Raw genomic sequence first — 8,445 nt, forward strand, 5'->3', positions numbered from 1 at the left:
CCGAACGCTGGCTGGCGCGCGCACGCGGCGAGGCGGTGGGCTGGGACGATCTGCTCGGCGGCTACCGCTCGGCGGTGGACTGGCCATCGGCCTGGTTCTGGCGCGAGCTGGTACGCGATTTCGCGGATGCCAGGGTCATCCTCACCGTGCGCGAGCCCGAAGGCTGGTACGACAGCATCAGCAACACCATTTTCAAGGCGCTGGAACAGCCGCTGCCGGAAAACGACCTGGCCGCGCGCGGGCAGCGGCTGATGGCCAAGGACATCATCGTCGAACGCGCCTTCGACAACCGCCCCCACGACAAGGCCCACGTGCTGGCCCGTTATGCCGAGCACAACGCGCAGGTGCAGCGCGTCGTGCCGGCGGCACGGCTGCTGACCTATGACGTCGCCGACGGCTGGGCGCCGCTGTGCGCGTTCCTGGGCGTGCCGGTCCCCGACACACCGTTCCCGACCGCCAACCGGCGCACCGACTTTCATCACGGCCCGGGACGCCAACGCGACTGAAGCCACACATGACCCTGTACGGCATCCCCAACTGCGACACGGTGAAGAAGGCGCGTGCCTGGTTCGCCGCCCACGACATCGACATGCCCTTTCACGACCTGCGCCGCGACGGCCTGGACGCACCGCGCCTGACCGGCTGGCTGGACGCGCTCGGTGCCGACGCGCTGGTCAACCGGCGCGGCACCACCTGGCGCCGCCTGTCGGCCGAACAGCAGGCCGCCTGTGACGATCCGGCCACGCTGACCGAACTGCTGCTGGCGCAACCGGCACTGATCCGCCGGCCGGTGGTGGAGATCGGCAACCGCACCACCGTGGGTTTCGTGCCCGACACCTGGCAGGTACTGCTCGGAAGCACGCAATGAGCGACGCGCTGGCACTGGCCCGGGAACTGATACGCCGGCCGTCGCTCACCCCGGACGACGCCGGCTGTCAGGCGCTGCTCGGTGAGCGCCTGGCGGCGCTGGGGTTCGCACTCGAACCGATGCGCTTCGGCCGCGTCGACAACCTGTGGGCGCGGCGCGGCAGCGGCGGCCCGCTGTTCGTGTTCGCCGGCCACACCGACGTGGTGCCGATCGGCGACCGGGGCGCCTGGAGCTGCGACCCGTTCGCCGCGGAACTGCGCGACGGCCTGCTCATCGCCCGCGGCGCCGCCGACATGAAAGGTGCCCTGGCGGCCATGGTGGTGGCGGTGGAACGTTTTCTGGCCGCCTGCCCCCAGCCGGCCGGATCGATCGGCTTTCTGATCACCAGCGACGAGGAAGGCGACGCCGTGGACGGCACGGTGCGGGTGATCGAGACCCTCACCGCCCGCGGCGAACGGATCGACTGGTGCCTGGTCGGCGAACCGTCCAGCGACCAGCGCCTGGGCGACGTGCTGCGCATCGGACGCCGCGGTTCCCTGTCGGCGCGGCTGCGCGTGTTCGGCGTGCAGGGCCATGTCGCCTATCCCGACAGGGCGCTGAACCCGGTGCATGCGTTCGCGCCCACCCTGGCGGCGCTGTGCACCCACGACTGGGGTGGCGACGATGACGCCTTCCCGCCGGTGAGCTTCCAGATTTCCAACCTGCATGCCGGCACCGGCGCCGGTAACGTGATCCCCGGCGAACTGGTCATCGACTGCAACTTCCGCTTCCCGCCGCAGCCCGGCGCGGAGGCGCTGAAGAGCCGCTTCGAGGCCATCGTCGCGGGCTGCGGCGCGCACTGCGAGATTGCCTGGACACTCGGCGCACAGCCGTTCCTGACCCGCGACGGGGCCCTGGTGGAACATGCCCGCGCGGCGCTGCGCCAGACCCTCGGCGTGGACCCGGCGCTGTCCACCGGCGGCGGCACCTCGGACGGCCGCTTCATCGCGCCGACCGGCGCCGAGGTGGTGGAACTCGGCCTGCGCAACGCCAGCATCCACAAGATCGACGAATGCACCCCGGCAGCCGAGATCGACCAGCTGGCGGACGTCTACGAGGCCCTGCTGCAGCGCCTGCTCGGGGGCCGCGGATGAGACCCCGCCGCGCCGGGACATGGGCCCGTGGCGCCCAGGTGGCGACCCTCTACCTGCTGCTGGCGACGCTGGCCGGGTGTGCCGGCTGGGGCCAACGCCCGCCACTGCGCCATGCCCCCGCCCCGGCACCGGTCCCGTTCGCCCTGAACAGTTTTGAACTTGCCGGCGACACCGACGTGGTCGGCCGCCTGCGTTACACCACGGTGCAGGGCGAGGAGACGCTGCTCGACATCGCCCGCGCCTACGACCTGGGTTACGACGAAATCCGCGCCGCCAATCCGACGGTCGACCCCTGGACGCCGCCGGCCGGCCAGCGCATCGTGCTGCCCACCGCCCACGTGCTGCCGCAGACACCGCGCCAGGGCATCGTCATCAACCTGCCGGCGCGCCGCCTGTTCTATTACCCGCCGGCCGAACCGGGGGCGCCGCGCCGGGTCATCACCCACCCCATCGGCATCGGTCGCGAGGGCTGGGCCACGCCGCTCGGCGCCACGCGGGTGGCGCGCAAACACCCGTCGCCGGCCTGGACCGTGCCGGCTTCGATCCGCCGCGAGCACGCCGCCAAGGGCGACCCGCTGCCGGCGGTGGTACCGCCGGGACCGAACAACCCGCTCGGCAGCCACGCCCTGCGCCTTGGCTGGTCGAGCATCCTCATCCACGGCACCAACAAGCCGGCCGGCATCGGCATGCGCGTCAGCCACGGCTGCATCCAGATGTACCCGGAAGACATCGCGCCGCTGTTCGAGGCGGTGCCTGTCGGCACGCCGGTGACGGTGGTCGACCAGCCGTACCTGGCCGGTGTCGGCGCCGACGGGCTGGTGCTGGAAGCCCATCCGCCGTTGCCGGAGCGGGCACCGACGCCCAGGCAGCGGATGACGCTGGTCACCGGCGCACTGGAACAGGCCATCACCCGCCATGGTCTGCACGACACCGTGCTGGTCGATCTGGCGCACGCCGGGGAACTGGCCGACCGCGCCACCGGCTACCCCTTGCCGGTGGCCGCCGGTGCACCGGCGACAGAGGCCTACCTGGCCGCACTGCCGCCGGCGCCGCTGCTGCCCAGCCCCTATGTCGCGCCCGTCGCCAGCGGCGACTGGTATGTCGACCTGGGCAGCTTCAAGTCCGACGCCAACGCCCGCCGGCTGGTCGCCATGCTCCTGCATCAGGGGCCGCCCATCCCGGCCCGGCGCGAGGCACAGGCAGACCGCGTCCAGGTGCTGGCCGGCCCGTTCACCAGCCAGGCCGCCGCCCGCGCCGCCGCCAAGCGCATCGACCGCGACCTGGACGAGTCCGGGCGCGTGCGTCACCTGCCCGATGGCCACCTGACACAGGCCTCCGTCCGCCCCTGACATCACCAAACAACCGCCGCACGAGGAGAACCGACATGGCCCACCAGATCGCCTACCGCAGCGCCCCGATCACCGCCGCCACACCGGCCACCGAACGCGCGTTGTTCCTGTCGGAACGCGATTTCATGGGCGCCGCCCTGCCGCAGCCGATCGAGCGTGTGCTGCCACCGGCCGTGATGGCGCCGCACGACGGCCCGATCGACTTCAGTGAGCCGCTCGGCCTGCCCTACCCGGCCACCCTGCCGGCCCTGCTGGCCGGCACCCACGCGGTGAAGCCCGGCGCCAGCGTGCCGGTCGGCGAGGCGGCCGGTGGCGTCATCGCCCTGGTGCTGGAAGGCAGCGGCCAGTTTCGCGTGGCCGACGAGACAGTGGACGTGGCCAGCGGCGACATCCTGGCCGTGCCGGGCAGCGTCGGCGCCAGCGCCCATGGCGGTGAGGGCGGCCTGCGTTTCTATTACGTGGACGACAGCCCGATGGCGCGCTACATGGGCTGGCAGGTGCAGCCGACCCCGCGCATCGCCTTCACCCACTGGCCGGCCGGACAGCTGGCGACCAGGCTCGAGGAAACACGGGCGCAGGGCATCACCGCCTCCGGTGTGTTCCTGGCCCACCAGGGCCTCGGTCGCGAGAAGCTGGCCACGCCGAACCTGTTCGCCCACCTGAACCGGCTGGCCCCGGGCGCCGCCAACACGGTGCACGGTCACGCCGCCGCCGCCATCACCTACGTGATCTCCGCCAATGCCAACAGTTACTCCCTGCTCGGCGAGACGCTGCGCGACGGCGCCATCGTCGAACCGGTCCGGGTCGACTGGCAACCGGGCCAGGTGTCGCTGACGCCGCCCAACCTGTGGCACGGCCATTTCAACGACGGCGACAGCGACATCCTGTCCCTGGTGGTGCAGCTGTCGGGCGTCTACTACAACGACCGCACCATGAATTTCCGCTTCGCGGAATAGAAACGGCGTCTCACTCAGCCCGCCAAACACCGGCCGCGCCCGGACGCGCCCCGGGCGCGGCGTACGCCTCCGGCGCCGTATCAGGCACGTTCAGCGGCAGTTCGGCTGCCGCCGGCGTGCCATCGGGCCCGCGCCGGCGGTCGATGTACAGGGCTCCGGCCGCCACATCCCCGCGCCGGCGCTTGGCCTGATGCTTGGCCTCGGCCGCCAGCACCGCCACGTCGTGGTAGGAGCGGCAGCGGGCCGGGTCCGGCAACACCACGCCGATGGACAGGCTCAGCAGCGGAAAGAACTGTGCCTGTCCGCGCCGGTCCTCGCTCCACAGACCACCGGCTGCGCGGTCCTCGGCGCTGTAGAAGCCGGCCACCGCGTCGTGGAAGGCTCGCAACAGCCGCTCACAGCGCGCGTGCCAGTCGGCGCTGGCCATCACCAGAACGAAATCGTCGCCGCCGATGTGGCCCACCAGGTCGCGCTCGCCGTCGCAGTGCGCCACCGCCACTTCCGCCAGCCACTTGATGACCTCGTCACCACGGCTGTAGCCGTAGACGTCGTTGAACGGCTTGAAATGGTCGATGTCACAGTACGCCACGGCGAACCCCGCATGGCGGCGCAACAGATCGTCGATGCACTCGTACACCGGCACGTTGCCCGGCAGCAGGGTCAGCGGGTTGGCATGGCGGGCCGCCCGCACCTGCAGGTCGGTGATGCGGCGCAGCAAATCGAGCACGCGCACCATGCCCAGATACTGGCCACCGCGGGTGACGATGAACTCCTGGTCCACCTGCCCGGCGGCAACGTCGGTCAGCAGCCGGCTGACATCGGCCAGCTGCAGGCTGTTCTCGACCGTCAGGGGGTCGCCCTGCATGAACCAGCCGACCGGCTTTCGGCCGTACAGGTCGCGGCCATAGCGACTGAGGTAGACATCACTGAACGGAATGCGCTGGACCATGCCGGCCACGCGACCGTCGGCTACCACCGGCAAGGTGTGCAGGTCCGGACGCTGCCGAAACAGCACGCCCGCGGCGTCCATGCTGGTGTCCGGCGAGATGGTCGGGTTCGGTCGCGCCAGCTCGCCCACGGTCTGCCCCTGCTGCCAGCGCCAGGCGTCGCGCAGCAGCGGCAGGTCGCGCTCGAACAGGCCCACCGGCAACACCAGTGGCGGTTCGGCTGCAGGCCGCGCCAGGTGATAGCCCTGTGCCAGCTCGATGCCAAGCTCCGCCAGCACCCCCAGCTCGCCGGTGGTCTCGACACCCTCGGCCACCACCTGGGCACCCACGCCACGGGCGATCTCGCCCATCGACCGCACGAACTCGCGTTTGACCGGGTCGTCGTCGAGGCCGCGCACGAAGTGCTGGTCGATCTTGACGTAGGCCGGTCGCAGTTCCGACCACAGCCGCAGGCTGGCATAGCCCGCCCCCAGGTCGTCGATGGCGATGGCATAGCCGGCCTGGGCATACGGTTGCAGGGCCCGCCGCACGCCCTGCGAATCCTCCAGCGGATAACGCTCGCTCAGTTCCAGCACCACACGCTGCGGCGGCATGCCAATCGCCGACAACCGGTCGATCGATGCCTGCGGGTCGTAGTCGGCCTCCAGCAGCAGGCACGGCACCATGTTCAGGAACAGCTGTCCGGGAAGCCCCATTGCCAGGAAACGCGCGGCGGCCCGCTGCTGGCACAGGTGATCGAGCTCCGCCAGACGCCCGCACCGTTCGGCGGCACCGAACAGCACCAGTGGGTTGTGCAACGGGCTGTCGGCCGGGCCGCGGACCAGCGCCTCGTAACCCATCACCGAACGGCCGCGCAACGAGGCGATCGGCTGAAACAGGATCGTCAGGCGCTGTTGGGCCAGCACGGCGTCGAGCTCCGCGCTCAGGCGATGGACATCTTCGGGAGACCAGGGAGACATGCGGGTTACGCAGCGGCAGCCGGTGATGGCAAAGCCCCGGGATGTTCTTCAGCCATCATGACAGGTCGGTTACACCCCGACCCCGCGTCCGGGTTCGTCCATAATGGACACACGACCATTCGCACTCCCAGGAGGAGGTTGAAATGAACGCGCCAACGACACCTGTGGCCATCGACCTGACCTGGCCCAAGGAAGGCTTCACCCGTGTGCCGTACCGGGTCTACCAGGACCCGGCCATCTACGACCTCGAACAGGAGCGCATTTTCCGTGGGCGCACGTGGAACTACGTCGCACTGACCGCCGAGCTGCCGAATGCCGGCGACTACAAGACCACCTTCGTCGGCGACACGCCGGTCATCGTCAGCCGTGATGCCGACGGCCAGTTCCACGTGCTGGTGAACCGCTGTGCCCACCGAGGCGCGCTGGTGTGCCGCGATCTTCGCGGCAATTCCGACACGCTGACCTGCGTCTATCACCAGTGGGCCTACGACGCCAAGGGCGACCTGATCGGCGTGCCCTTCCGCCGGGGCCTGGGCGGCAAGGGCGGCTACCCGGCTGATTTCGACATGAAGCAGCACGGCCTGCGCAAGCTGAACGTGCAGGTGTTCGGCGATTGCATCTTTGCCAGCTTCGCCGACGACATGCCGTCGGTGGAGGCGTACTTCGGCCCGCGCATGGCCGACTACCACCGGCGCCTGTTCGATCGCCCGGTGGAGGTGCTCGGTTACCACCGCCAGTTCGTCAACAGCAACTGGAAGCTGTACGCCGACAACACCCACGACCCCTACCACGCCAGCCTGCTGCACCTGTTCCACGCCACCTTCGGCCTGTACCGTGCCTCGCAGATCTGCGGCACGGAAACCGACGGCTACGAGGGCATGCACAACTGCGTGCACTCGCGCGCCGGCACCGACGAGGGCCGCATCGAGGGCTACAAGAAGGAGGGCGGGCGCTCCTACCAGGAAAACTACGCCCTGGCCGACCCCAGCGTGCTCAAGGGATGGCCGGAGTACGCCGACGGCGACACGCTGTGCATCCACGTCATCTTCCCGAACCTGGTCGTGCAGCAGATCGCCAACACGCTGGCCACGCGGCAGATCGTCACCCACGGACCGCAGCAGTTCGAGCTGGTGTGGACCTACTTCGGCTACGTGGACGACACGCCCGAGCAGCGCGCCATGCGGATCAAGCAGATCAACCTGATCGGTCCCGCCGGCCTCATCTCGATGGAAGACGGCGACGTCTGCGAGCTGGTGCAGAAGGCCATCGTGCGCGACGGTGACCAGGCATCCATCGTCGAGATGGGCGGCCGCGACATCGCCGACATCGACAGCACGCTGACCGAGGTCGGCATGCGCGGCTTCTGGCGCGGCTACCGCAACATCATGGGGCTGTGACCGCGCCGTGGCCGACCGGCCGGCCAGGCGCCCCCGCGCCGGCTACCGGTCGCGCGGCGCCTCCGCCTCATCCTGGGACAATCCCGGCCAGCGGTTGATCCAGCCGACCATTTCGTCAGCCGGCATCGGCTTGGCGATGCCGTAACCCTGCACGGTGTCGCAGCCAAGCTCGCTCAGGATAGGCGTCATCGCCACATCCTCCACGCCCTCCGCCACCACCGTGAGGTTCAGGGCATGCCCCAGATCCGCCACCGTGCGCACGATGCTGCGGCTTCTCGGATGGGTCAGGTCGTGGACGAAGACGCGGTCGATCTTGAGGCCGTCGAGCGGTAACTCGCGCAGGTAGGCCAACGACGAATAACCGGTGCCGAAGTCGTCGAGATAGACCGCCGGCCCCAGTTCACGCAACTGACGCAACACCTGCAGGCTGTACGCGGGATCGGCGATCAATGCCGTCTCGGTGAGTTCCAGGTGCAGGTAATGACGTGCCTGCGGCCACGTCTCGAGCGCGTCCTTGAGACAGCGGAAGAAGGCCGGATCATGCAGGTTGCGGGCCGACACGTTCATGGCGATCGGCAGATGCAGGCCTGCCGCCGCGTGCCGCGCGGCCTGCGCCGAGACCGCTTCGAGAATGGCCTGTGTCAGGTTGCGTATGAGTCCGGTGCGCTCGGCCAGACCGATGAACTGGGCCGGCGAAATCACCCCATGCTCCGGGTGGCGCCAGCGCGCCAGTGCCTCGGCACCACACACCTCGCCGGTGCGCAGGTCGACCTGGGGCTGAAGGTGGATGCTCAGGTGCCGCTCATCGATGGCCTCGCGCAGATCCGCCGCCAGAC

The 8,445-nt window shown here is 69.8% G+C and carries 8 protein-coding genes; 6 read left to right on the forward strand and 2 right to left on the reverse strand.

Features of this window, described 5'->3' with window-relative positions; genetic code table 11:
- The 5 genes from ABYX71_RS08815 to ABYX71_RS08835 form a co-directional block, all read left to right on the forward strand.
- A partial coding sequence (locus ABYX71_RS08815; protein ID WP_372696128.1) for a sulfotransferase family protein occupies positions 1 to 506 on the forward strand: 506 nt, incomplete at its 5' end.
- A gap of 8 nt (positions 507 to 514) precedes the next feature.
- Complete coding sequence (locus ABYX71_RS08820; protein WP_372696129.1) at positions 515 to 868, forward strand: arsenate reductase; 354 nt, start codon at positions 515 to 517, stop codon at positions 866 to 868.
- Positions 865 to 2,001, forward strand: a complete 1,137-nt coding sequence (gene dapE, locus ABYX71_RS08825; protein ID WP_372696130.1) for a succinyl-diaminopimelate desuccinylase — start codon at positions 865 to 867, stop codon at positions 1,999 to 2,001. The genes ABYX71_RS08820 and dapE overlap by 4 nt, the downstream gene beginning before the upstream one ends.
- A gap of 38 nt (positions 2,002 to 2,039) precedes the next feature.
- Positions 2,040 to 3,350: a L,D-transpeptidase family protein gene (locus ABYX71_RS08830; RefSeq protein WP_372696131.1), complete on the forward strand. Its 1,311-nt coding sequence runs from the start codon at positions 2,040 to 2,042 to the stop codon at positions 3,348 to 3,350.
- 35 nt (positions 3,351 to 3,385) lie between these two features.
- Positions 3,386 to 4,306: a hypothetical protein gene (locus tag ABYX71_RS08835; RefSeq protein WP_372696132.1), complete on the forward strand. Its 921-nt coding sequence runs from the start codon at positions 3,386 to 3,388 to the stop codon at positions 4,304 to 4,306.
- A 10-nt stretch (positions 4,307 to 4,316) separates the two neighbouring features.
- Here the strand turns inward: ABYX71_RS08835 and ABYX71_RS08840 are convergent, their stop codons facing one another.
- Entirely contained in the window at positions 4,317 to 6,158 is a 1,842-nt protein-coding gene (locus ABYX71_RS08840) for a bifunctional diguanylate cyclase/phosphodiesterase (RefSeq protein WP_372696133.1), read from the reverse strand.
- A gap of 197 nt (positions 6,159 to 6,355) precedes the next feature.
- Here ABYX71_RS08840 and ABYX71_RS08845 point away from each other — a divergent pair, with 197 nt between their 5' ends.
- Positions 6,356 to 7,609 carry a Rieske 2Fe-2S domain-containing protein gene (locus tag ABYX71_RS08845; RefSeq protein WP_372696134.1) on the forward strand — a complete coding sequence of 418 codons (1,254 nt, stop codon included), beginning with the start codon at positions 6,356 to 6,358 and terminating at the stop codon, positions 7,607 to 7,609.
- Between the two features lie 42 nt (positions 7,610 to 7,651).
- Here ABYX71_RS08845 and ABYX71_RS08850 read toward each other — a convergent pair.
- Positions 7,652 to 8,445, reverse strand: a 794-nt coding sequence (locus ABYX71_RS08850; RefSeq protein WP_372696135.1) for an EAL domain-containing protein, incomplete at its 5' end; no start/stop codon positions are given.

Origin of the sequence: Immundisolibacter sp., assembly GCF_041625615.1 — a bacterium.
Classification (GTDB): domain Bacteria; phylum Pseudomonadota; class Gammaproteobacteria; order Immundisolibacterales; family Immundisolibacteraceae; genus Immundisolibacter.